The organism is Nonomuraea sp. CA-141351 (assembly GCF_050944675.1).
GTDB lineage: Bacteria > Actinomycetota > Actinomycetes > Streptosporangiales > Streptosporangiaceae > Nonomuraea.
On sequence record NZ_CP191982.1, the window covers coordinates 2,674,255 to 2,697,420 of the forward strand.

Consider the following 23,166-nt stretch of genomic DNA (forward strand, 5'->3'; position numbering starts at 1 on the left):
CCTGTAGGGAGAAAGATCGTGCGACTATTACGCCGCGGCGTGGCGATGGCGTTGCCGGCCGTGCTGGCCGCCACACTGCTCTGGCCGCAGCCGGCGACGGCCGAGATCGGGCCGTCGGTGCCGCTGCCAGACGCCAAGACGACCCCGGTGGAGAAGCAGACCACAGACGCCAGGAAGGAGGACGACGCCACCAGGAACGCCCTGCACGGCGACCAGCCGGCAGGCGGGAGGACGGATGACGGCGGAGGGAACACGCGGGCGACCCCGCTGTCGCCGTCGGCCACGTGGAAGGTCTCGGAGCAGACCGGGGACTTCTCCTGGTCCTATCCGTTGCGGGTGCCGCCCGCGCCGGGCGGGCTGGAGCCGGAGCTGTCGCTGTCGTACCTGTCGTCGGCGGTGGACGGTCGTACCAGCGCCACCAACAACCAGGCGTCCTGGGTCGGTGACGGCTGGGACATGTCGCCCGGCTTCGTCGAGCGCGTCTACCTGCCCTGCGTCGAGGACGACATGGGCGACGCCAAGCCCGATACCGGCGACCTGTGCTGGCGCAGCGAGAACGCCACCGCGGTCTACAACGGCTCCGGGGGCATGCTGATCCGCGACGACGGCGACGACGCCAACTGGCGGGTCAAGGACGACGACGGCTCGCGTGTCGAGCACCTGTTCGGTGCGGGCAACGGCGACGACAACGGCGAGTACTGGAAGATCACCACGGTCGACGGCACCCAGTACTTCTTCGGCTCCCGCCCCGAGGGCAAGTCCACCTGGACGGTGCCGGTGTTCGGCGACGACGACAAGGAGCCGTGCCACCAGGACACCTTCGCGGCGTCCCACTGCGTGCAGGGATGGCGGTGGAACCTGGACAAGGTCGTGGACCGCAACGGCAACCAGATCGTCTACAACTACGTCCCCGAGACCAACTCGTACGGGATGAACAAGAAGGACACCGCCGTCTCCTACATCCGCGGCGGCACCCTGCAGAACATCCAGTACGGCTTCCGCGACGGCCAGCAGCCGAGCGGCGAGGTGTGGTTCGACACCGCCGACCGGTGCGTGCCCGGCAGCACCTGCACCCCCGACCGCAAGGAGAACTGGCCGGACGTGCCGTGGGAGCAGAACTGCGCCGCGGCGACGTGCCACGAGTACTACGCACCCACCTTCTGGTCGACCAAGCGGCTGGCGAAGATCACCACCCGGGTCCGGCGGGACGGCGGCTTCGCCGACGTGGACTCCTGGGAGCTGAACCAGGAGTTCCCGAACCCGGGCGACGGGGAGAAGGCCACGCTCTGGCTGAAGGGCATCAAGCACACCGGCCTGGCCGGCGGCTCGCTCGACCTGCCGGAGGTCACGTTCGAGGGCACGAAGATGCCCAACCGGGTGTACACGGCCGGCGACGGCTACGCGCCGCTGAACCGCTACCGCGTCACGGGGGTGGTCTCCGAGAGCGGCGGCGTGCTGTCGGTGGTCTACGAGCAGCCGGACTGCGTCGGCGGCACGTCGGTGCCGGCGGAGGCGAAAACCAACACCATGCGCTGCTTCCCCGCCTGGTGGAACAAGAAGGACTACGTCGAACGCCTCGACTACTTCCAGAAGTACGTGGTCAAGCAGGTCACCCAGTCCGACCGGATGGGGACCTTCGGCGAGCAGGTCACCAGCTACGAGTACTTGGACGGCGCGGGCTGGCACTACGACACCTCGGAGTTCGTCAAGGACAGCAAGAAGACCTGGAACGACTTCCGCGGCTTCCGGCGCGTGGTCGTCCGCTCCGGGCAGCTGCCCAGCGAGAGTGGCCCGATCACCAAGAAGGAGCTGCGCTTCTACCGGGGCATGAACGGCGACAAGGACCGCGCTCCGGTCACCGTGCAGGCCACCGTGGGAGATCCGCGAGCCGATGAGGACTGGCTGCGGGGCCAGCCGCTGGAGAGCATCGTCTACGACGGCGACACCGATACGGTCCTGGGCAAGACCATCACCGACCCGATCTGGCAGGGGCCGACCGCGACCCGCGGGGCGTACAAGGCCTACATCGTGAGCCAAGGGGCCACGCGGTCCATGACGGCACTGTCCGGGGGCGCCTGGCGCACCACCCGGGTCGCGTACAAGTACGACGACCGCGGCCAGCCCATAGAGGTCGACGACCAAGGGGACACCACGACCGCCGAGGACGACCGGTGCACCCGCACGACCTACCACCGCAACACCGGGGCCTGGCTGCTGAGCTTCCCCGCCCGGGTGGAGACGGTCGGCGTGGCCTGCGCTGCCACGCCCGCATACCCCCAGGACGTGATCAGCGACGTGCGCACCGCCTACGACGGCCAGGGCTTCGACACGCCGCCGACCACGGGTAACGCCACCAAGGCGCAGGAGGCCAAGGACCATCCGGCCGACGGCGACCCCGTCTACGTCACCACCTCCACCAGGGAGTACGACGTCCACGGCCGGGTCACGAAGTCGGCAGACACACTGGGGCGTACCACCACGACCACCTACACCCCGGGAACCGGCGGGCCGGTCACGCAGACGGCCGTCACCAATCCGCTGGGTCACATGATCACCACGACCCTGGACCCGGCCTGGGGCCAGGAGACGCTCGTCAAGGACGCCAACGACCGCAAGACGGAGACCAAGTACGACGCGCTCGGCCGTACCGTGGCGGTCTGGCTGGCCAACCGGCCCAGGAGCGACTATCCGAACGATCCCAGCAACAAGTTCGCGTACAAGATCGACAAGAGTGGCATCAACGTCGTCACCACCACCTCGGTCGGTCCGAAGGGCAACTACACCACCAGCAAGGAGATCTACGACGGGCTGCTGCGGCCGCGGCAGAAGCAGGTGCCCGCGACCGGCGGGGGGCGGCTGCTGACCGACACCCGCTACGACTCCCAGGGCCGCGCCTACCTGACCACGCAGCCGTACTTCCAGGACGCGGACGTGGACGACAACCTGTGGGTGGCCAGCCGGACCGCCATCCCCGGCTACACCGTCACCACCTACGACGGCGCGGGCCGCAAGAGCGTGGAAACCGTCCACGCCGGCAACAGGACCTGGAAGACGACCACCGCGTACGGCGGTGACCGGATCAGCGTGACGCCGCCCTCCGGGGGCACCGCCACCACCGTCGTCAACGACGCCCGCGGCCGGACCACCGAGCTGCGGCAATACCACGGCGGCACGCCGGACGGCGACTACGACCGGACCGTCTACACCCACACCGACGCCGGCCGGCTGGCCTCGGTCACCGACCCGGCGGGCAACGTCTGGCGTTACACGTACGACCTGCGCGGCCGGCAGACCAAGGTGGAGGACCCCGACACCGGCACCACCACGATGGGCTACGACGACGCCGGGCAGCTGACCACGACCACCACCGGACGTGGCACGCTGACCTACGCCTACGACGACCTGGGCCGCAAGACCGAGGAGAAGCAGGGCGCCACCGTGCTGGCGTCCTGGACCTACGACACGGCCGACGCGGGCAAGGGCAAGATCGCCTCGTCCACCCGGTACGTCGGCGGCGCCGCCTACAAGCGGACCGTAAGGGGCTATTCGGCGCTCTACGACGAGCTGCGCAGCACGCTCGTGATCCCGGAGGCCGAGCAGACGCTGGCCGGGACGTACATCACCGAGTACAAGTACAACTGGGACGGCACTCCCCAGAGCGTCTCGCTGCCTCCCGTCGGCGGCCTGAACCGGGAGGACGTCACCTGGACGTACGACGACCTGGCGCACCCGCTGGAGCTGAAGGGCTCGCTGGACAACAGCACGGTCGTCTACGCCGCCACCTCGCAGTACAGCAAGTACGGCGAGCTGGAGCGGCTGGAGCTCGGCGTGACCGGCAAGCGGGTGTGGCAGTCGTACTACTACGAGGACGGCACCCGCCGGCTGAACCGCACGATCGTGGACGCCGAGGTGGCCCGGCCGATGCAGGCGGATGTCAACTACACCTACGACGACGCCGGCAACATCACCTCCATCGCCGACACCCCGCGGGATCTGCCCGCCGACACGCAGTGCTTCCGCTACGACTACCTGCAAAGGCTGGCCGAGGCGTGGACGCCGGGCACCGGCTGCTCCACGGCCCCGGCGGTGAGCGCCTTGGCCGGGCCGGCACCGTACTGGCAGTCGTTCACCTACGACAAGGCCGGCAACCGCGACACCGAGACCCAGCACACCGCGACCGGGAACACCGTGCGCGACTACACCTCCACCGCCCACCGCCTGGACTCGATCACCACCGGCGCCACCACCGCCGTCTACCAGTACAACACCGCCGGCGACATGGTCACCAAGCCCGGCCAGCGACTGGACTGGGACGTCGAGGGACACCTTGCCAAGGTCACCGAGGGCGGCAAGGAGAGCACGTTCGTCTACGACGCCGACGGCGAGCGGCTGATCCGCCGCGACTCCACCGGCACCACCCTGTATCTGGACGATCAGGAGCTGCGGCTGGACAAGGCCACGAACAAGCTCGTCCCCACCCGCTACTACCAGCTCGGTGCCCGGACGGTGGCCATGCGCACCACGGCCGGGGTGACCTGGCTCGCGGGTGACCACCAGGGCACGTCCCAGTTCGCCATCGACAACGTCAGCCAGAAGGTGACCCAGCGTCGTCAGACTCCGTTCGGCGGATCGCGTGGCGCCGCGGTGGCCTTTCCCGGCGAGAAGGGCTTCGTCGGCGGCACCGTCGACGCCTCCACCGGCCTCACCCATCTGGGGGCGCGCGAGTATGACCCGTCGACGGGCCGGTTCGTCTCGGCCGACCCGGTCATGGACCTGACCGATCCGCAGCAGATGAACGCCTACGGCTACAGCAACAACAACCCGGTCACCTACGCCGACCCGACGGGAGAGTTCCTGGGGCTGGAGAAGCTCGGGGACGCCTGGAACAAGGTGAGCAACTACGTCACGTCACGAGCCAGCCAGGCCGCGACGGCCGTAGGCCACGCGGCCGCCACCATAGGGCACGGGATCGTCTACGGAGTCCAGCATCCGGGCGAGGCGCTGTCGTGGGTCGCCAGGCACGGTGCGCCCATACTCGGGACGGCGGCGCTGATACTCGGCGCGGCGAGCCCGGTGGGTCTCGTGCTCGGTGCCGTCGCCATCGGGCTCGGTGCCATCAACGCCTACAACAACTGCGGTCAGGGCAAGAAGATGGACTGCGCGATGGACCTGGTCGGCATGATCCCGGTGGCCGGCAAGGTCGCCGTCGGCGTGGCCAGGGGATTTCGGTACGGCGTGGAGGCCACGGCGCTCGCCCAACAGGGCAGGTACGGGGGCGCTTTCGCGGCGCTGAACGACATGAAGGCGGCGGGCGGCAACGGCAACCCCTGGCCGCTGATCAACACCGAGATGGGCAAGGTGGCCAACGTCACCGAGGCCGGGCTGGCGACGGCGGGCGACATGTACTACGTCAACTGCGACATCGCCGGCCCCTGCCCCGGACTCAACGGACCGGCGGCGCCGAGCTTCGAAGCGCTGCCGCAGCAGGACGTGGTCAACCTCAAACCGATGGTCGGCCCGGTCATCGGGCCACGTCCCTACATCCTTCCCAGCAACGGGAAGAAGTACTACAACACCCCCTACGGCTACGTGGAAGGAAACACCGGATACCAGATGGCGGGAGGGAACCCCGGCCCGGCGCCGGCGCCCGCTCCCGCGCCGCAGCAGCCGATGCGTGACTGCACCCGCACCGTGCCCAGATGCGTCTGAGGCAGACCTAGCCCCCCGGCCGGGGGGCTAGGTCTGGAGCTTGGCCTGGAGTTTGGTCCGGAGCGGGTCGTCGCCGGGCCGGCCGAGCTCGTCGATGACGTTCAGGGCGGCCTGCCACGCCTGGCGGGCTTGCGGGCCGTCGCCCGCGTCCTGGTGGGCGTCCCCGATGCGCTCGAGGCACTGACCCTCCTCCACGCGGTCGCCCACCTCGCGGAACAGCTCGAGCGCCTGCCGGTAGCGCTCGACGGCCAGGTCGTGGTCGCCGAGGTGGTGGTGGGCGTAGCCGAGGCTGTCCAGGGTGGCCGCCTGCCCGTAGCGGTCGTCGAGCTCCTGGAACAGGGAGAGGGCCTGGTCACAGGTGCCGATGGCCTCGCGGTGGCGGCCGAGGTTGGCCTGGTGCCAGCCGACGCCGTTGAGCGCGAGCGCGACGCCGATTCGGTTGCCCATGGCCTGGTGCAGTTCCAGGGCTTGCTCGGCGTGGTACAACGCCTCCTCGTGGCGCCCGCGGTGGCCGTACATCACGCTCAGCCCATGGTTCGCCTCCGCCTGGGCCACCTGGTCGCCCAGGCGGACCGACAGGCCGAGCGCGAGGTCGAGGTGAGTGCGGGCGTCGTCGTAGAGGTCCAGGCGCATGCTGGCACGGCCGATCGCCTGATGGGCGTGGTGCTGACCCAGGAGGTCCGCCTCGGCGACGGCCGCGTTCAGCGCCACACGCTGCATGGCGAGCAGGTCGTGCCAGTGAGCCTGGCGGTCGAGGAAGTCGGCCAGCGACCAGGCGAGTTGCCAGGCGTGCGTGGTGAACCCGGCGCCGACGGCCTGTTCGATCACGGGCAGCAGCCCCCGGTGCTCGGCGGCGAGCCAGCCGGCCGCCTGCCGGGCGTCGCTCAGCTCGGCGGGGGCCGCCCCCGGGGACAGCGGAACGGCGAGCGTGATCGCGCGACGGTTCGGGTAGAACAGCAGGGCCGCGTTGTACGCGGTGTGCAGGTAGTGGTCGAGCAGCCGGCGTAACGCCGCACGGCGCTCCGCCTCGCCGTCCTCCGCGTGTGCCTGCTCGGCGGCGTACACGCGCAGCAGGTCGTGCAGGGCGAAACGGCCCGGGGTGTGCTCGGTGACCACGTGGGCGCGGGCCAGCTCGGCCAGGGTCCGCCGGGCCGCGGCGAGGTGCGTGCCGGTGAGGCTGGCCACCGCGGGCAGCGAGATGTCCGGTCCCGCGTGCAGGCCCATCAGCCGGAACATCAGGGCCGCCGCCGGGCTCAGAGCCCGGTACGAGGCGGCGAACACGGCCCTGAGGTCGGCGGGCAGCTCCCCGGCGTCCAGAGCGTCGAGCCGGGTCGCGTCCGCGAGCAGCTCCGCAGCCAGCTCCGTGAGCGGAAGCCCGGCGCTCGTCATGGCGCGGGCCGCGATGATGCTCAGCGCCAGGGGCAGCCCGGCGCAGCGTTCGACCAGGGCGGCCACCGCCTCCGGCTCGCGGTCGACCCGAGCGGACCCCAGGAGGCGACGCAGCAGGAGGCGGGATTCCGCCGCGTCGAGGACGTCCAGCGGGACGTGACGGGCGCCGTGGCCGCTGAGCAGTCCGGCGAGCTGGTGCCGGCTGGTGACCAGCACGGTGCAGGAGGACCCGCCCGGCAACAGGGGAACGACCTGGGCGCTGTCGCGGACATTGTCCAGCACGATCAGCATCCGCTTGCCGGCCGTCAGGCCGCGATACAGCGCCGCTTGCTCCTGCGGTTCCTGGGGGATGGCGGACGGGTCCACGGCGAGCGCTCCCAGCAGGATGCGCAGGGCCGTCTCCACAGGCATGGGGGCGTTCGTCGCGTCGAATCCACGCAGGTCCAGGTAGATCTGCCCGTCCGGGAAGCGGCCCAGGTCGCGGTATGCCCAGTGGAGGACCAGCCAGGTCTTGCCTATGCCGCCGGCGCCGCCGACCGCGGAGATCATCACCGGCCGCCGGGGGCCGTCACCGGTCAGCGCCCCGTCGAGCAAGGCCAGGTCCTTCTGGCGCCCGATGAACACCGGTGGCGGAGAGGGAAGCTGGCGCGGCACCGCCACGGGCGGGGCGGGTGCGAGGGCGGGGCTGGCGGTGAGGATCTGCCGGTGCAGGAGCTGGAGCTCGGGGCCGGGGTCGACGCCCAGCTCCTCGGCCAGGCGCCTGCGCATCCACTCGTACCGGTCGAAGGCGTCTGTCTGGCGGCCGCTGCGGTACAGGGCGAGGATCAGCTGGGCGGTCAGCCGTTCGTCCAGCGGGTGTTCGGTCGCCAGCGCGTCCAGGGTGCCGAGGAGCGCGGCGTGCTCGCCCCGGCGCAGCCGGACGTCGTGGTGGTCCAGCCGCGCGGCGAACTGCTCCGCCTGGAGCGTGTGCCGCAGGGCGACCGCCCATGGGGTGTGCAGCCCGTCGAGGGGCTCGCCCCGCCACAGGCCCAGCGCCCGCTCGTAGAGGTGTGCGGCTTCGGTGTCGTCGCTCGCGCGCGCCTGGGCCAGCAGGGCGCGGAAGCGGTGCAGGTCCACCGCGCTGTCCTCGGCCCGTAGGACGTAGCCGCGGGCGCCGCGCCGGATCCCGCCGTCCCAGGCGGCGGGCAGGGACGTACGCAGCCTGGACAGGTAGCTGTGCAGGGTGCCCGAGGCTCGTTGCGGGGGAGCTTCACCCCACACGCAGTCGGCGAGCTGGTCCAGGGATATGGGCTGGTTGACCTTCACCAGCAGGGCCGCGAGAACGTGCCGCTGCCGCGCCGGGCCCAGCTCGATCGCCTGACCGTCGGCCCAGGCGCAGACCTCGCCCAGCACCCCGAACTCCACCCTGACCACGCTGCCCACCTACCTGTCCAGGACGGCTCCGGGGCCGCGCCGTGTTTCAGGAGAAGTCGCCGCCTTGCCGGCACGGCAACGCTTCCATGCTCCCGGGGTCACAGCGCGCATTTCGGGGATTTTCGAAGGGTGGCAGAAGCCTGCCGGAAGCCGGCGTGGACTACGGGGAGCCCTGGCAACCGGTTGCAAGAACCTTGACGGCGTCAGGGGTAAAGGTCAAGGCTTGTTCTGGCAACCGTTTGCAAGGGAGGACGGCGATGGCGGCGACGATCAAGGACGTGGCGCGCGCCTGCGGCGTGCACGTGTCCACCGTGTCCCGTACCTTCTCCGCGCCGCACCTGGTCAATCCTGCCACCAGGAGCCGCGTGCTGGCCGCCGCCGACGACCTCGGTTACCGCCCCAACCGCGCGGCCAGGGCTCTCACCACCGGGCGCACGTTCAACATGGGCCTGATCGTGGCGGACATCTCCAACCCGTTCTTCCCACCGCTCATCAAGGCGGCCCAGGCGCAGGCCAGAGGCCGCGACTACCACGTCTTCGTGGCCGACACCGACGAGGACCCGCGGGTCGAGGAGGAGCTGATCAGGACGTTCACCAAGCAGGTGGACGGCGTCCTGCTGTGCAGCCCCCGCCTGTCGAACAAGATGATCGAGCGCCTGGCGGAGGACGTGCCCTTCGTGGTGATCAACCGGCGGATCAAGGGCATGCCCGCCGTGCTGATGAACGTCGCCCAGGGCGCCAAGCTCGCGCTGGAGCACCTGGCCGGGCTCGGCCACCGCAGGATCGCGCTCGTGTCGGGCCCCCTCGGCTCGTGGACCAGCAACGAGATGCAGGGCGCCGCCGCCGAGACCGCCGGGCTCGACCTCGTCTTCTTCGGACCCAACCAGCCCACGGAGCCGGGCGGCCTGGCGGTGGCCGCGGACGTGGCGGCCTGCGGGGCGACCGCGGTGCTCGCGTACAACGACCTCGTGGCCCTCGGCCTCATCGAGGGGCTGGCGGCGATGGAGATCGGGGTACCAGACAAGATAAGTGTCGTCGGGTTCGACGACATTCTTCCGGGACGGCTCAACCGGCCCAAGCTGACCACTGTGGCCATGCCGGCCGTGGCCGCCGGGAGGATGGCCGTCGACCTGCTGCTCCAGTCGGGGGGTGAGGGCGCGACAGTGACCCTCGACACCGCCCTCATAGTCCGCGAGTCCACGGGAAGGGCCCAAAAATGATCTTCGGAACGCTGCCGTCGGGTGAGAGCGTCGAGCAGGTGGAGCTGTCGTCGGGACGGCTGCGCGCCGAGGTGCTCACGTACGGCGCCATCGTGCGCGCACTGGAGGTGTCGGGCCGCAACGTCGTGCTCGGGCTGGACACGCTGGAGGACTACCAGACCCGCAGCCGCTACTTCGGCGCGGTCGTCGGCCGGTACGGCAACCGCATCGCGAACGGCCGCTTCACCCTGGACGGCGTCGAGTACCGGCTTCCCCTCAACAACGGCGCCGCCAGCCTGCACGGCGGCATCGAGGGCTTCGACAAGGAGGTGTGGACCATCGAGGAACGCACCGACGGGTCGGTGACGCTGAAGCTGGTCAGCCCCGACGGCGACCAGGGCTACCCGGGCACTCTGACGGCCTGGGTGACGTACACGCTCGAGGACGACGCGCTCCGCATCGACTACGCGATGGAGACCGACGCGCCGACCGTGGTCAACCTGACCAACCACTCCTACTTCAACCTCAAGGGCGAGAGCGAGGGCGACGTACGGGACCACGTCGTGCGGCTGGACGCCGAGCACTACCTGCCGGTGGACGAGCACAAGATCCCCACGGGGGAGCTCGCGCCGGTCAAGGGCACGCCGTTCGACTTCACCGAGCCGCACGCCGTGGCAGAGCGGAACGACGGCGAATACGACCACTGCTTCGTGCTGAACGGCGGAGGCGGCAAGGTGACGGGCGGCGGGCTGACCATGGAGGTCACGACGACCGAGCCGGGCGTGCAGTTCTACACGGGGCACATGCTGGACGGGGCGGCGACGCCGTACGGGCCCTTCGCCGGGCTGTGCCTGGAGACGCAGCACTTCCCCGACTCGCCCAACCAGCCGCAGTTCCCCTCCACCGTGCTGAGGCCGGGCGAGCGCCGCACCTCGACGACGACCTACCGCTTCACGTCCTGATCGGGCGCAGGGCGGCGGAGGCCTTGATCACCAGCAGGGCGACGTCGTCCTGCGACGGCTGCTCGGCGAACGTCTCGACCGCGTTCCGCACGCGTTCGGCCACCGCGTGGGCGCTCAGCCCCGTGCAGCCGGACAGCAGCGCGGCCAGCCCGTCGCCGTCGTCGAGCAGCCGGTCGCCGTCGCGCCGCTCGGTCACCCCGTCGGTGACGCACAGCAGTAACTCCTCCGGCGCCAGCTCGAACGTCTCTACGTAGAACCTGGCGCCGGCCTCGATGCCCAGCAGCAGCTGTGGGGCCGCCATCGCCTCGACCCTCCCGTCCGTCCGCAGCAGGAGTGGAGGGGGATGGCCGGCCGAGGCGATCGTGCACAGCGCGCCGCCCTGCGGGAGCGGGGTCAGCTCGCCGCACAGCAGGCTGAGGAACCTGCCCTCCTCGCCCTCCTCCAGCAGCGCGTGGTTGAGCCGGTCGAAGATGTCGGCCACCGTGTAGTGCTCCTTGGCCAGCAGGCGTACGGCGTGGCGGGCCAGCCCGGTGACGGCGGCCGCCTCCGGGCCGCAGCCGCACACGTCGCCCAGCGCGAAGCACCAGTGGTCGGCCACCGTGAACAGGTCGTAGAAGTCGCCCCCGACGTCCGTGCCCTCTCCGGCGGGCTCGTAGACGACCGCCGACTCCAGGCCCGGCATGGGCGCCACGCGCATGGGCAGCAGGCTGCGCTGCAGCACGCGCGAGGTGGTGGCCTGCCTGGCGTACAGCATGGCGGTGTGCAGGTTGAGGGCGACCAGGCGGCACAGATCCGCCAGCAGGTCCGCCACCTCCAGCGGCAACGTCGGCTCGGCGCGGCCGATCACCAGCGCGCCGTACGACCTGCCCTGGGTGAGCAGCGGGAACGACAGCACGGTCTCCGGCCCCACCGGCCAGGTCACCTCGTCGAGCGCGGTGCGCGGGATGGCGGGCAGCGACTTGCGCAGGTCGGAATTGTGGCGCTCCTCGCTGTGCCAGACGTGCGCGAGCCGGGTCATGCCCGCCAGGTCGGTCAGGTAGACGGCCGCCCAGGTGGCGACCTTGGGCACGACGAGCTGCGCGGTCAGCGCCGCGATCAGCTCCTCGTCGTGCACGCCCGCCAGCAGCTCGCCCGCCTCGGCCAGGAACGACAGCCGTCCCCGGTGCGCGCGGTCCTGCTCGGCCAGCCGCTCGCGCTGCACCGGGACGGCCACCTGGCCGGCGATGTGCTGGAGGCTGACCGTGAGCTCCCCGTCGAAGCGGTCCGGCTGCGCGGCCGTCACCACGAGGTAGCCCCCCAGTTCGCCGTTCACGAGCAGCGGCGCGCACGCCAGCGACCTTGCGCGCAGCCGCTGGGCCAGCTCGACGTCCACGGCGAGCAGGTCCTCGATCAAGGTGGGCGTTCTGCGCTCCGCGCCGAAGACGCCGGGGGCCAGCACCCCCACGAGGCCCGCCGTCGCGCCGGCGCCCGCCGCCACGCCGAACCTGTTGCCGCCGTCCGCGGACAGCAGCACGTAGGCGGCGTCGCCGCCGCTGGACATCTGCACGATCTGGGCGATCGTGTCGAGCAGCTCCGCGAACGGCATGTCCTGGTCGAGCAGGTCCAGGATGCGCCGGCCGGCCTCCCTGCGCAGCGGCGGAGCGGGCGGCGGCGTCAGCACGTAACCGTGGTCGCGCCCCACCACCATCCAGATCAGGCATCGCTGCCCCCTGGTGCGCAGGTGGGAGACGTAGACGGGGACCAGGCCGCCGTCCCTGTGCCGCATGCGGGCCTCGCCCCGCCAGCGGCCCAGATTGAGCGTGTCGGCCAGCGACAGCGTGTACGGCCCGTGGCCCTGCCAGGCCACCAGCTTCTCCAGCGGGCGGCCGATCGCCTGGTCGGCCCGCCAGCCGAGCAGCTGCTCCGCCTCCGGGTTCCACGACTGCACCAGCCCGTCGCGGTCGGCGACGATGACGCCGACGTGCAGCGTCTCGACGGGAGCGGGGGAGGGCGGCGCCGGCGCGGCCTCCTGCGCGTCGTAGCCGTCGGCGAGCTCCATGCGCACCCAGACGCGCTTGGCGGTCCTGGTGTAGGTGACGCCCCAGGCGTCGGCCAGCATGCCGGCGAGCGCGAGGCCGCGCCCCGAGGTGCGCGTCGACTCGGGAGCGGGCTCGGCCGCCAGGATCGTCCGCGCCGGGTGGTGGTCGTCGACCTCGATCTCCAGTTTCGCGGGATCGGCGTCCGCGTCCAGGCGGCAGGTCAGCTCGATGCCGGTGCCCGCGTGTACGACGGCGTTGGTGACGAGCTCGCTGGTCAGCAGCACGGCGTCCTCAGCCAGATGGCTCAGGCGCCATTCGCCGAGCACTTGACGGACGAACCTGCGCGCGTGTGCCGGGGCATGGGGGGTCCCGTCGAAGGCGGTGCTCGACACCCTGGTCGTGTCCACTCTGCGTCCTAGAACATCACTCGAAGTGGCTGTTCGGTCACTCTCAGAGTGGCAGACCGGTGCCGTCCATACCCCCGGTTGTGAAGAAGCCCGTGCTCGGGCAGGTCAAGGCAGGAGCGCGGCCCTGAGAAGGCCGGTGTGGGCCTTGGTGAGGCCGTTGGCCAGTAGGAGTCGCTCCGCGCCGCCGCGCTCGCCCAGCGCGGCCAGGAACGTCCGCATCGCGCTCTCCGGCGCCTCCAGCAGCGCGGAGGGCACGCCGGGCGGCAGCGTCGTGCCGAGCATGAGCATGACGTCGGGCAGCGCCTTGGCGGTGAGCGCGTAGTCGCGGACGATGGCCTCGTGGTCCACGCCGAGCAGGTCGAGGATCAGCGCCACGACGATGCCGGTGCGGTCCTTCCCGGCGGCGCAGTGCACGAGTGCCGGCAGGCCGTCGGCGATTTCCGCGATGACCCCGGCGAACCAGGCGGTCCTGTGCTGGAGCAGTCCCACGTACAGGTCGCCCAGGTCCAGGTCGGGCGGCAGCGCCGCGAGCAAGGCGGGGGAGCCGCCGGAGTAGCCGGCGCCGAGTGGCGCGTGCCTGACGGCGCCGCCCAGGACGGGCGCCCAGTCGGCGGTGGTGCGCTCGTCGTCGCCGCGCAGGTCGGCGATCAGCCGCAGCCCCGCCACCAGCTTCGCGTCCTCAAAGGTGAGCGTGTGCGGCTGCGCGGAGCGGTAGAGCACGCCGGGGCGCAGAGCGGTCTCCGCCGCGACGTCCCGGAGGTTCAGCAGAGGCATAGAAGAAAGATGCCTCCGGCTTCGCGGCTTGCATGTGGACGTCAGGTGAATCTTGTGACATCTTCGGCCTTGCCTGGCGGGATCATCGGCGAGCCTACGCGCGTTCCGCGGTGTCTCCGACGTACCTTTGGCATCATGGCCACCCGTACGCCGAAAAGCGCATCGAAGGGGCCGGCGAAGCGGTCGACCTCGTCTCGCTCGACCCCCGCCAAGCGCGGGGCCTCGTCGGCGGGGCGTCCCAGGGCGGCCTCCGGCCGCAAGCCTTCGATGACCCACCAGGACCCGATCAGCTGGGTCTTCACGATGATCGGCAAGCTGATCGTCGGACTGTGGATGCTGCTCGCCAACGGCATCGGCAGCACGGCTCGCGCGCTGGGCAAGAACGCCCGCGAGCTGGATCCCGTGCACCGGCGCGACGGGGTGGGCCTGACGGTGCTCGCGGGCGCGATCGTGCTGGCGGCCATGACGTGGCGCAACGCAGACGGGGCGGTCTCCAGCGTGGTGAACGCGACCGTGCACGGCGTGTTCGGCTCGCTGGCGTGGGCGCTGCCGCTGCTGCTCGGCCTGCTTGCCTGGCGCTACCTGCGCCACCCCGACCAGAACGCCGACACCGGGCGCATGGTGATCGGGTGGGCCGCGCTGCTGGTCGGCGTGCTGGGCGTCATCCACGTGGCCAACGGCACCCCCTATCCGGCCGGCGAGGGCCAGGGCATGGACAAGGTGTCGGCGGCCGGAGGCATGATCGGGTTCATCGTGTCGGCGCCGCCGATGAGCATCCTGCCGCCGTGGATCACGATCCCGCTGCTGCTGCTCCTGTCCGGGTTCGGCGTGCTGGTGATCACCGCCACCCCCGTGCACCGGATCCCGGAGCGGCTCGCCGAGCTCAGGCACATGCTGTTCGAGCGGCAGGCCGAGTCCGGGCCGCGGGAGCCGGGCAAGAAGCGGGTCAGGACCGCCAAGAAGCCTCCCGAGGGGGGAGGCGACACGGTCAAGCCGTACGACACGCCGGTTCTGTCGGACAAGACCGACAAGAGGAACGACCACTCGCCGGAGATCGTGCCGGGGCTGACGGACGAGGAGGAGACACCCGCCCCCGAGGCCGACAGGAGGCCGGAGCCGCCGCAGCCGACCCCCGCGCCGCGCAAGGTGGAGCAGCTCGTGCTGTCGCCGCAGGCGGGGCCGTACAGCCTGCCCGACCTGCAGTTCCTCAAGCCGGGCACGCTGCCCAAGCCGCAGACCAAGGCCAACACGACCGTGGTCAACGCGCTGACCAGCGTGCTGGAGCAGTTCACCATCGACGCGCAGGTGATCGGGTTCACCCGGGGGCCGACCGTGACCCGGTACGAGATCGAGCTGGGGCCCGCGGTCAAGGTGGAGAAGGTCACGGCGCTCACCAAGAACATCGCGTACGCCGTCAAGTCCGCCGATGTCCGGATTTTGTCGCCCATCCCCGGCAAGTCGGCGATCGGGGTCGAGATCCCGAACGCCGACAAGGACCTGGTGGCCCTGGGTGACGTGCTGCGTGCCCAGGTGGCGCAGGCCGACCACCACCCCATGATCGTCGGCCTGGGCAAAGACGTCGAGGGCCGCACCATCGTCGCGAACCTCGCCAAGATGCCCCACCTGCTCATCGCGGGCGCCACCGGCGCCGGTAAGTCGGTCTGCGTGAACGGGCTGATCACCAGCATCCTGATGCGGGCCACGCCCGACGAGGTCCGGATGGTGCTGGTGGACCCCAAGCGGGTCGAGCTCAGCGTGTACGAGGGCATTCCCCACCTGATCACGCCCATCATCACCAACCCGAAGAAGGCCGCCGAGGCCCTCGAATGGGTCGTGGGCGAGATGGACCGGCGCTACGACGACCTGGCCGCGTCGGGGTTCAGGCACGTCGACGAGTTCAACAAGGCCGTGCGGGCGGGCAAGCTGCAGCCGCCGCCCGGCAGCGAGCGGGTCTACCAGCCGTACCCGTACCTGCTGGTGATCGTGGACGAGCTGGCCGACCTGATGATGGTGGCCCCGCGCGACGTCGAGGACTCGATCGTGCGCATCACGCAGCTCGCCCGCGCCGCGGGCATCCACCTCGTGATCGCCACCCAGCGGCCGTCGGTCGACGTGGTCACCGGCCTGATCAAGGCGAACGTGCCGTCCAGGCTCGCGTTCGCCGTGTCGAGCCTCACCGACTCGCGGGTCATCCTCGACCAGCCGGGCGCCGACAAGCTGGTCGGCCAGGGCGACGCGCTGTTCCTGCCGATGGGCGCGAGCAAACCCATCCGCATCCAGAACGCGTTCGTCTCCGAGAAGGAGATCGCCGAGATCGTCGGGCACTGCAAGGCGCAGATGCAGGTCGAATACCGCGATGACGTCGCCGCCGCGCCGGTCAAGCGGGAGATCGACGAGGACATCGGCGACGACCTCGACCTGCTGATCCAGGCCGCCGAGCTGATCGTGACCACCCAGTTCGGCTCCACCTCGATGCTGCAGCGCAAGCTGCGGGTCGGGTTCGCCAAGGCGGGGCGGCTGATGGACCTGCTGGAGAGCCGGAACGTGGTCGGCCCGAGCGAGGGTTCGAAGGCGCGAGAGGTGATGGTCAAACCGGACGATCTGCCTGGTTTGCTGGCCGATCTGCGTGGCGAATGACCCCAATGCATCCCTGCGGGGTAGTAACTGGTTGAATGTAAACCACTACGAAATGTGGTGGGTGCCGTGGGGGAGGCGTTCGCTGTGCAGGAGCAGAGCATCGGGGCCATACTGGCGGCGGCCAGGAGGTCGGTGGGGCTGACGGTAGAACAGGTCAGCGCGGCCACCAAGATTCGTGAGGCGATCATCCATGGCCTGGAACAGGATGACGACAGCCAGTGCGGCGGCGACTTCTATACCAGGGGGCACGTCAAGGCCGTGGCCAAGGCCGTGGGGCTCGATCCTGAGGCCACCGTCCATCTTTACGACCAGCAGCACGGCGGGGCGCCCGCACCGGTGGCGGCCTCGGCCGTGTTCCAGGCCGACCGCAGGATCAACCTGAAGGAGCGGCGGGGGCCCAACTGGTCGATGGCCCTCGGGGTGGCGCTGGCGATCGTGGTGGTATTCGGTTTGATGCGGGTGCTGGGCGGCGCGAGCGACCAGGTGCGGACGGCCGACGTGCAGGCGGCCTCGGCCCGGCCCAGCGTCCCGCCGAACATGCCGGTCGTCGAGAGGCCCAAGCCCGCGGCGGGCAAGGCGGGTAAGGGCATAGTGACGATCACGATCAAGGCGAAGCGGACGTCGTACGTCCAGGCTCATGACGCCAAGGGACGCAAGCTGTTCGCGGGGACGATGAAGGCGGGAGACACCTCCACGTGGCAGGCAGAAGACAGGGTGAACCTGCTCCTGGCCGACGCCTCAGCCGTCTCCCTGCAGGTCAACGGCAAGAAGGTGGGACGACTCGGCGGCAAGGGAGAGATCGTGCGGCGGTCGTTCGGGCCCGCCAAGCCACCAGCGCGGTAGGCACCTGGCGGGAGCCCATGCATCAGGTGGTGGCCAACTCCCGATACCGTAGTGTTCACCATGTCATCCCGCCGAACCGCATCGCTGATCACCCTAGGCTGCGCGCGTAACGAGGTCGACTCCGAGGAGCTGGCCGCGCGACTCGAGGCTGCCGGCTGGCAGCTGGGCGACGACGACCCCGATGTCGTCGTCGTCAACACGTGTGGCTTCATCGACTCAGCCAAGAAAGATTCCATCGACACGCTGCTGGCAGCCGCCGACTCCGGTGTGAAGGTCGTGGCCGCGGGCTGCATGGCCGAGCGCTACGGCAACGAGCTGGCCGACGCGCTGCCGGAGGCCAGCGCGGTCATCTCGTTCGACGACTACACCGAGATCGGCGACCGCCTCGACGACGTGCTCGCCGGGCGGCCGCTGAAGCCCCACACGCCACGCGACCGCCGCACCTTGCTGCCCATCTCGCCGGTGGACCGTGCCAGCGCGCCCAAGACCAACATCCCGGGCCACGGCGACCTGCCCGAGGGCCTGGCGCCCGCGAGCGGCCCGCGCGTGCTGCGCAAGCGGCTCGACGAGAGCCCCGTGGCCTCCCTCAAGCTGGCCTCCGGCTGCGACAGGCGCTGCACGTTCTGCGCCATCCCGGCCTTCCGCGGCTCATACGTCTCGCGCAAGCCCGACGAGCTGCTGGCGGAGGCCGACTGGCTGGCCCACAGGGGCGTGCGCGAGCTCGTCCTGGTCAGCGAGAACTCCACCTCCTACGGCAAGGACCTGGGCGACCTGCGGGCGCTGGAGAAGCTGCTGCCCGAGCTCGCCGCCATCGAGGGCATCGACAGGGTGCGGGTCAGCTATCTGCAGCCCGCCGAGCTGCGCCCCGGGCTGATCGACGTGCTCACCGGCACCGACGGCGTCGCTCCTTACTTCGACCTGTCCTTCCAGCACGCCAGCGGCAGCGTCCTGCGCAGGATGCGCCGCTTCGGCGACCCGGAGCGCTTCCTGGGGCTGCTCGAGACCATCCGTGAGCGCGCTCCAGAGGCCGGCGTGCGCTCCAACTTCATCGTGGGCTTCCCCGGAGAGACCGAGGAGGAGTTCGGCGAGCTGGTCGGCTTCCTGGAGGCGGCCAGGCTCGATGTGATCGGCGTGTTCGGCTATTCCGACGAGGACGGCACGGAGGCTGCCGGGCTGCCGGGCAAGCTCGAGCAGGAGGCCGTCGACGAGCGCGTGCGCGTGCTCACCGAGCTGGCCGAGGAGCTGACCGCCCAGCGCGCGGAGGAGCGCATAGGCACCGAGGTCGACGTGCTGATCGACGACGACCTGGGCGACGGCGGCTACGAAGGCAGGGCCGCGCACCAGGGCCCCGAGGTCGACGGCTCTGTCACGGTGCAGGGCATCGGCCTGGTCAAGGGGCAGATCGTGCGTGCGGTCGTGGTCGACGCCGAGGGCGTCGATCTGATCGCGCGCATCAAGGCCAGTCCATGAAGAGGGACGAGCGCCGGGTGGTGAGCCCGTGGAACATCGCCAACGTCCTCACGGTCCTCCGGTTGGCGCTCGTCCCCTTCTTCGTTGTCTGTCTGTTCCTGCCGGGCACGGGCTGGCGGGTGACCGCGCTCGGGGTCTTCGCGGTGGCCTCGATCACCGACCACCTCGACGGAGAGCTGGCCAGGCGTTACGGCCTCATCACCGACTTCGGCAAGATCGCCGACCCGATCGCCGACAAGGCGCTCACCGGTGCGGCCCTGGTCTGCCTGTCGATACTCAACGAGCTGCCCTGGTGGGTCACGATCTCGATACTCGGCAGGGAGATCGCCATCACCGTCCTCAGGCTCGTGCTGCTTCGGCACGCGGTCATCCCGGCCAGCTACGGCGGCAAGATCAAGACCGTGCTGCTGATCGCCGCGATCGTGCTCTACCTCCTGCCGTGGGTGCCGGGGCCGGTCCGCTGGGTGGTGATGGGGGCGGCGCTGGTCGTCACCGTGGCCACGGGCGTCGACTACTTCGTCAGGGCCTTCAGGCTACGCAAGGTCGCAAAGCAGGCGCGCGGGGAGTGATCGATGGCGGATGTGGCCGAGGTACTGAGCATGCTGGTGAGCCGGTCCGCCACGGTGGCCGTGGCCGAGTCGCTGACCGGAGGGCTCATCGGGGCCGCGATCACGTCGGTCTCGGGGTCGTCCAAGGCATTCAGGGGCGGAGTGATCTCGTACGCCACCGATCTCAAGCACGAGCTGCTGGGGGTGCCGGGCGAGCTGCTGCGGCGTGAGGGGGCCGTACACCCCGACGTGGCCGCGGCCATGGCGGCCGGGGTGGCGCGGCTGTGCGGGGCCACGTACGGGCTGGCCGTGACGGGCGTGGCCGGGCCGGAGTCGCAGGACGGCAAGCCGGTCGGCACCGTGTACGCGGCCGTCTGCGGGCCTGGCGAGACAATGTGGGGCCGCGAATTGAGACTGACGGGATCGCGTGAACGTATCAGGGTAAGGACGGTGGACGAGGCAGTAGATCTACTGTCAGGTGTGCTTAAGGCGAACATAGGGGAACATTCCGGGTGATTACCGTGTTACGTCCCGAGCGAACATGCGATGCGCGGTCTGACGCGGTGTCGGTGGATACGGGTACGGTGGAGCTGTGAGTGAGGTCCGTGAGCCAACTGCAAGCACCGAGCGCCCGGCAGGCGGGCCTGATGAGTCGCGACTGGCGGTCCAGGGCCGGCGACGCCCGATGATGACGGCGAGGAGTATGTACGAACCTAAGAAGACCAATGTGCGGCACGAACCGATCGCGCGGGGCGTGGTGAAGTCCGCGCCGGGGAGGGAGCGACAGATGATTCTGCTGCGTCAGCTGCTCGGCGACGTGCTGAGGCGGTTGAGGGTGCGGCAGGGACGCACGCTACGCGAGGTGTCCACGCAGGCGCGTGTCTCGCTCGGCTACTTGTCCGAGGTCGAGCGCGGCCAGAAGGAGGCCTCGTCCGAGTTGCTGGCGTCGATTTGCGGCGCACTCGAAGTGCCCCTTTCGCAGGTGTTGCGTGAGGTTTCCGATCAGTTCGCGCTGGCGGAGCTCCAGGCTGCCCCTGTGCTGGCCGACGTGCCCGACCACGAGCGGCTGCCTCTTACGGAGACGGTTTCCGGGTCGATTTCCGACTCTGTGTTCCCCGAAGTCAAGGACATGGTGGCTGCCTAGCTCGGCTGGCAGCCGGCACACCACAGGATCAGCCGCTCCTGTGGCTGCGCTCCCATCTCCCCGCGGCTGATGCGGGTGCCGCATCGGCGACAGGGCTTCCCCGCCCTGCCGTAGACCCACGTCTGGTTCGCCGGGCGGCGATCACCTGTGGTCACCGTGCCCGCATGACCCTTGTTCGCGTCCAGCAGTCGCTGGGCCAGTGACACGAGCCCGTTGAGATCCTCGATCTCCCCGACCTTCTTCCACGGCCAGATCCCGCGCAGGAACAGGGTCTCGGCGCGATAAATCGTGCCGATCCCCGCCAGGTTGCGCTGATCGAGCAGCGCCTCCCCGACGGTCCTGTCGGGCGCCCCTCGCAGCCTTCGCACGGCCTCATCCGGGTCCCAGTCCGGGCCGAGCAGATCCGGCCCCAGATGGCCGACCAGACGCCCCTCGTCGCCTGTCCTGACGAGATCCACCATTCCCAGCCTGCCCCCCACCGCCTGCCACTGCTGGTTGGCCAGGACCAGCCTGACCTGGTCGCCCGGTGCGGTCCGGCGTCCCACCGGCATGATCTGCCAGCTCCCGTCCATGCGCAGGTGGGTGTGGACGGTCAGGTCGCCTTCGACGCGGGTGAGCAGGTGCTTGCCCCTGGATACCGTGGTGATGACCGTACGGCCCGCGAGGTCGGCGGTGGCGTGCCTGGGCACGCGGAAGTCCGATCTGGTGAGCACGCGCCCGTCCAGCGCGCCTCGCAGGCGGGTGGCCGTGCGGTAGACGGCGTCTCCTTCGGGCACCTCTCCAGTTTAGGAACGCCGTCCAGGAGCCGTCCGGCGGCTCTCAGTCCCAGGCGGCGGGGTCGGCGGCGAGCTGGCGGACGCGCTCAGGCAGCGCCCCCGAGGCGACCTGCTCGAGCGTGACCTCCTCCAGGATGGAGCGCTCGGTGGCGCGCAGCGCGATCCACACCTGCTGCAACGACTCGGCGGGCCCCCGGTAGCCGACGTGCTCGGGGCGCTCGCCGCGCACGTTGGCCAGCGGGCCGTCCACGGCCCTGATCACATCGGCCAGCGAGATGTCGGCAGCGGGCCTGGCCAGCACGTAACCGCCCTCTGGCCCCCGCTGTCCGCGCACGAGCCCGGCCCGGCGCATCTGCAGCAGAATGTTTTCCAGATATTTGGGCGGCATGTCCTGTTCTTTGGCGAGCTCGCCCACGGTAGTCGGGCCTGCACCGGCTGCGGCGAGTTCGGCGGCGGCACGGAGGGCGTAGTCGACACGAGCGGAGAGGCGCATGTTCTCGATTATCCCCCCTGGTCAACACTGGTTAGGCGCAAGTTCGTCAGAACGGGCACGGGATCCGAATCCACCCGATGGTGGGAGCGCTAAACTTCCAACAACCTTTTCTGATTAGACGGTGGGATTCAGCGTGGAGCGACGCCCTGGTGTGCCCAGATTGCTCAGGGAGATCAATGACCGGGCCGCGCTGGAGCTGCTGCTGGCCACCGGCCCCATGACGCGCGGTCAGATCGGCGATCTGACCGGCCTGTCCAAGGTCACGGCCTCGCAGACGCTGGCCAGGCTGGAGGAGCGCGGCCTGGTCGAGGTGGTCGGCGCCCAGGCGGGCGGCCGCGGGCCCAACGCGGCCCTCTATTCGGTGATCCCCTCCAGCGCGTACGTGGCCGGCCTGGAGGTCGGGCCCGAGCTGATCTCCACCGCGGTCGCCGACATCCACGGCCACACGATCGCCGAGGTCACGGTCGACCCCGGCGGCCACGACGACCCGGTCTCCGTGGTCCACGGCGCGATCGTCAAGGCCTGCCGCAGCGCCAAGGTCAGCCTGTCCAAGCTGCGCGGCGTCGTGATCGGCACGCCGGGCGTGGTCGATCCGCGCAGCGGCGACGTGCGCTTCTCGTTCGACCTGCCCGGCTGGCACGAGGGCATCCACGAGGCCCTGGCGGGCGACCTGCGGCGCGAGGTGACCATCGAGAACGACGTCAACCTCGCCGCCATCGCCGAGCGCGCCGATGGGGCGGCCAAGGGGCTCGACGACTTCGTGCTGTTGTGGTCGAGCCGCGGTCTGGGCCTGGCGATCATGCTCGGCGGCAAGCTGCACCGGGGGCGGTCCGGCAGCGCGGGGGAGATCGGCTACCTGCCGGTGCCCGGCGTGCCGCTGCCCGAGGACATCCGCACGTCGCCCGGACGGCTGCCGTCGCTGGCGGGCGGCCTGCAGTCGCTGGTCAGCGCCGAGGCGGTGGCCGAGCTGGCCCAGACGTACGGCTTCGCGGCCGGCAGCGCGGGTGAGTGCGTCAAGGTCGCGATGGCCGCGGGCGCCGAGGGCGAGCCGCTGCTCGACGAGATCGCCAACCGGCTCGCCCTGGGCGTGGCCGCGGTGTGCGTGGTCCTCGACCCCGGGCTGGTGGTGCTGGCCGGTGAGGTGGGCCACGCGGGCGGCCCCGCGCTCACGTCCCGGGTGGAGGAGGCCGTGGCCCGGATCTGCCCGGTGCGTCCCCAGGTCGTCACCACGAAGGTGACCGAGAGGAATCCGGTGCTGCGCGGCGCCGTACTGGCCGCACTCGACGAGGCCCGCGAGGAACTGCTCGTCTCCTAGGCTCGCTCCCGGCACGTCACCACGGCGGGCCCATGGGCTCCTCCGGCCCACCACCTCGCTGACGTGGCG

General features: G+C 70.5%; 15 protein-coding genes. 10 read left to right on the forward strand and 5 right to left on the reverse strand.

Annotation, left to right across the window (positions count from 1 at the left end):
- Positions 1 to 18: 18 nt before the first annotated feature.
- On the forward strand, positions 19 to 5,709 hold the full coding sequence (locus ACQPWU_RS13080) for an RHS repeat-associated core domain-containing protein (protein WP_433439626.1): 5,691 nt from the start codon (positions 19 to 21) through the stop codon (positions 5,707 to 5,709).
- A gap of 27 nt (positions 5,710 to 5,736) precedes the next feature.
- On the opposite strand, the gene ACQPWU_RS13085 is transcribed toward ACQPWU_RS13080, so the two are convergent.
- Complete coding sequence (locus ACQPWU_RS13085; RefSeq protein WP_433439628.1) at positions 5,737 to 8,511, reverse strand: BTAD domain-containing putative transcriptional regulator; 2,775 nt, start codon at positions 8,509 to 8,511, stop codon at positions 5,737 to 5,739.
- 257 nt (positions 8,512 to 8,768) lie between these two features.
- Between ACQPWU_RS13085 and ACQPWU_RS13090 the strand changes: the two genes are divergently transcribed.
- Together ACQPWU_RS13090 and ACQPWU_RS13095 are read left to right on the forward strand one after the other, a co-directional pair.
- On the forward strand, positions 8,769 to 9,731 hold the full coding sequence (locus ACQPWU_RS13090; protein WP_433439630.1) for a LacI family DNA-binding transcriptional regulator: 963 nt from the start codon (positions 8,769 to 8,771) through the stop codon (positions 9,729 to 9,731).
- Complete coding sequence (locus ACQPWU_RS13095) at positions 9,728 to 10,672, forward strand: aldose epimerase family protein (protein ID WP_433439632.1); 945 nt, start codon at positions 9,728 to 9,730, stop codon at positions 10,670 to 10,672. The genes ACQPWU_RS13090 and ACQPWU_RS13095 overlap by 4 nt, the downstream gene beginning before the upstream one ends.
- Here the strand turns inward: ACQPWU_RS13095 and ACQPWU_RS13100 are convergent.
- Together ACQPWU_RS13100 and ACQPWU_RS13105 are read right to left on the reverse strand one after the other, a co-directional pair.
- On the reverse strand, positions 10,662 to 13,097 hold the full coding sequence (locus tag ACQPWU_RS13100; protein WP_433439634.1) for a SpoIIE family protein phosphatase: 2,436 nt from the start codon (positions 13,095 to 13,097) through the stop codon (positions 10,662 to 10,664). The two genes, ACQPWU_RS13095 and ACQPWU_RS13100, sit on opposite strands and share 11 nt — an antisense overlap.
- Positions 13,098 to 13,202: 105 nt before the next feature.
- Positions 13,203 to 13,871 (reverse strand): tyrosine-protein phosphatase, encoded by a 669-nt coding sequence (locus ACQPWU_RS13105; RefSeq protein WP_433439637.1) that lies wholly within the window; start codon positions 13,869 to 13,871, stop codon positions 13,203 to 13,205.
- A gap of 135 nt (positions 13,872 to 14,006) precedes the next feature.
- Between ACQPWU_RS13105 and ACQPWU_RS13110 the strand changes: the two genes are divergently transcribed.
- The 6 genes from ACQPWU_RS13110 to ACQPWU_RS13135 all read left to right on the forward strand — a co-directional run bounded on the left by ACQPWU_RS13110 (position 14,007) and on the right by ACQPWU_RS13135 (position 20,513).
- Complete coding sequence (locus tag ACQPWU_RS13110) at positions 14,007 to 16,508, forward strand: DNA translocase FtsK (protein WP_433439639.1); 2,502 nt, start codon at positions 14,007 to 14,009, stop codon at positions 16,506 to 16,508.
- Positions 16,509 to 16,574: 66 nt separating this feature from the next.
- A complete protein-coding gene (locus ACQPWU_RS13115) occupies positions 16,575 to 17,351 on the forward strand; it encodes a helix-turn-helix domain-containing protein (protein ID WP_433439641.1) in 777 nt (258 codons plus the stop codon).
- Between the two features lie 60 nt (positions 17,352 to 17,411).
- Positions 17,412 to 18,821 (forward strand): 30S ribosomal protein S12 methylthiotransferase RimO, encoded by a 1,410-nt coding sequence (gene rimO, locus ACQPWU_RS13120; RefSeq protein ID WP_433439643.1) that lies wholly within the window; start codon positions 17,412 to 17,414, stop codon positions 18,819 to 18,821.
- Positions 18,818 to 19,390, forward strand: coding sequence for a CDP-diacylglycerol--glycerol-3-phosphate 3-phosphatidyltransferase (gene pgsA / locus ACQPWU_RS13125; RefSeq protein ID WP_360704353.1), 573 nt, complete (start codon positions 18,818 to 18,820; stop codon positions 19,388 to 19,390). Before rimO ends, pgsA begins: the two co-directional genes overlap by 4 nt.
- 3 nt (positions 19,391 to 19,393) lie before the next feature.
- Positions 19,394 to 19,885, forward strand: a complete 492-nt coding sequence (locus ACQPWU_RS13130) for a CinA family protein (protein WP_433439646.1) — start codon at positions 19,394 to 19,396, stop codon at positions 19,883 to 19,885.
- Between the two features lie 271 nt (positions 19,886 to 20,156).
- Positions 20,157 to 20,513, forward strand: a complete 357-nt coding sequence (locus ACQPWU_RS13135; RefSeq protein ID WP_360704348.1) for a helix-turn-helix domain-containing protein — start codon at positions 20,157 to 20,159, stop codon at positions 20,511 to 20,513.
- Here the strand turns inward: ACQPWU_RS13135 and ACQPWU_RS13140 are convergent.
- Together ACQPWU_RS13140 and ACQPWU_RS13145 are read right to left on the reverse strand one after the other, a co-directional pair.
- Positions 20,510 to 21,289 (reverse strand): DNA-formamidopyrimidine glycosylase family protein, encoded by a 780-nt coding sequence (locus ACQPWU_RS13140; RefSeq protein ID WP_433439648.1) that lies wholly within the window; start codon positions 21,287 to 21,289, stop codon positions 20,510 to 20,512. The two genes, ACQPWU_RS13135 and ACQPWU_RS13140, sit on opposite strands and share 4 nt — an antisense overlap.
- A 43-nt stretch (positions 21,290 to 21,332) precedes the next feature.
- A complete protein-coding gene (locus ACQPWU_RS13145; protein ID WP_127930774.1) occupies positions 21,333 to 21,782 on the reverse strand; it encodes an RrF2 family transcriptional regulator in 450 nt (149 codons plus the stop codon).
- Between the two features lie 133 nt (positions 21,783 to 21,915).
- On the opposite strand from ACQPWU_RS13145, the gene ACQPWU_RS13150 reads away from it, so the two are divergent.
- The gene (locus ACQPWU_RS13150) at positions 21,916 to 23,097 is read left to right on the forward strand and encodes an ROK family transcriptional regulator (protein ID WP_433439651.1); all 1,182 of its coding nucleotides are present in this window, start codon (positions 21,916 to 21,918) and stop codon (positions 23,095 to 23,097) included.
- Positions 23,098 to 23,166 lie beyond the last annotated feature (69 nt).